Genomic DNA, 1,611 nt, shown 5'->3' on the forward strand with positions numbered 1-1,611 from the left:
TGACGTCCAGTTTTCAATCATTTCCATCGCTGCTTCGTTTGCTCCACCATGTAATGGACCACGCAGTGAACCAATTGCACCCGTGATGCATGAATGCATATCCGATAAGGTTGATGCGCATACACGTGCTGTGAAGGTTGATGCGTTGAATTCATGCTCTGCATAGAGGATCAGTGATACATTCATCACTTGCTCATGCAGTTCATTTGGTTTTTCACCACGCAGCAGGTGTAGGAATTGAGCACCAATTGAATCGTCATCGGTATTTTCTTCAATGCGTACGCCATCATGGCTAAAACGGTACCAGTAGCAAATGATCGCTGGAAGCGTTGCGAGAATACGGTCTGCAACATCTTGCTGTTCTGCAAAAGATTGTTCTGTTTCTAGGTTGCCCAGCATTGATACGCCTGTACGCATCACATCCATTGGGTGTGAGTCTGCTGGGATACGCTCAAGTACTTCTTTGAGTGCTTGTGGCAATTGGCGCAGTGATTTGAGTTTAGCCTTGTATGCTGTGAGTTGTTCTGCTGTTGGTAGTTCACCAAAGAAGATTAGGTAAGCCACTTCTTCAAACTGGCAGTTTTCAGCGAGGTCTTGGACGTCATAACCACGGTAGGTTAGACCTGCTCCGCTTTTGCCTACGGTTGATAGTGCTGTCTTTCCTGCGACTTGTCCGCGCAATCCTGCGCCTGTGAGGACTTTTCCTTCAGCCATTTTTAATTCTCCTGTTTAAACAGCTTGTCTAATGTGTTTTCAAAGGTGTGGTAATCGAGAAATTCGTAGAGTTCTTTGCGTTGTTGCATTTTGTCGAGGACGTTGACTTGGGTGCCGTCATTTCGAATGGCATGCATGACTTCCAGTGCTGCCTTTTGCATGGCACGGGTCGGTGACAGTGGGTAGAGCACCATCGAGATGCCTTGTTCTGCCAGTTGTTCTTTGGTGTAGTATGGGGTATCGCCAAATTCGGTAATGTTCGCCAGTACAGGGACACCAACTGCATCACAGACGGTTTTGTACATGGTAATGTCGGTCATTGCTTCGGCAAAGATCGCATCGGCACCCGCTTCTACACAGGCACAAGCACGGTCAATCACCGCTTGTAGGCCTTCTTTTTGTAGGGCATCGGTACGTGCCATCACCACAAAGTTTGCATCGGTTTTAGCATCAACTGCAGCTTTGACGCGGTCGACCATTTCTTGTTGGGTGACGATTTCTTTATTTGGGCGGTGGCCACAGCGTTTTTGCGCCACTTGGTCTTCGATGTGAACTGCGGCTGCGCCTGCAGCAATCATTTGTTTCACAGTGCGGGCAATGTTAAATGCCCCACCCCAACCAGTATCAATATCGACCAGTAACGGGGTGTCTACACGTTCGGTAATGCGGCGTACATCTTCCAAAACATTATCCAGACTGGTCATGCCTAAGTCAGGCAATCCATAAGAGTAGTTGGCTACACCAGCACCCGAAAGGTAGATGGCCTTGTAGCCCACCTGTTTCGCCATCATTGCTGCATAAGCATTGACTGTACCGATAATTTGTAATGGTTTTTCCACTTCTAGTGCTTGTCTAAATCTTAAGCCTGCAGATTTTTGTTCTGTCATCGTCCTTTCC

At 47.6% G+C, this 1,611-nt stretch carries 2 protein-coding genes; both read right to left on the bottom strand.

Features of this window, described 5'->3' with window-relative positions; all coding sequences use genetic code 11:
* The coding region (locus tag RR876_RS16470; protein WP_332637130.1) for a citrate/2-methylcitrate synthase at positions 1 to 714 on the bottom strand (714 nt) is incomplete at its 3' end.
* 2 nt (positions 715 to 716) lie between these two features.
* Complete coding sequence (gene prpB / locus RR876_RS16475) at positions 717 to 1,601, bottom strand: methylisocitrate lyase (RefSeq protein ID WP_062033198.1); 885 nt, start codon at positions 1,599 to 1,601, stop codon at positions 717 to 719.
* Positions 1,602 to 1,611: the final 10 nt, after the last annotated feature.

The organism is Acinetobacter sp. (genome assembly GCF_036666595.1).
Classification (GTDB): domain Bacteria; phylum Pseudomonadota; class Gammaproteobacteria; order Pseudomonadales; family Moraxellaceae; genus Acinetobacter.

What these genes read in the sequence shown, in the direction of transcription:
- prpB (WP_062033198.1), bottom strand. Translation starts at nt 1,601, where the DNA reads ATGACAGAACAAAAATCTGCAGGCTTAAGATTTAGACAAGCACTAGAA.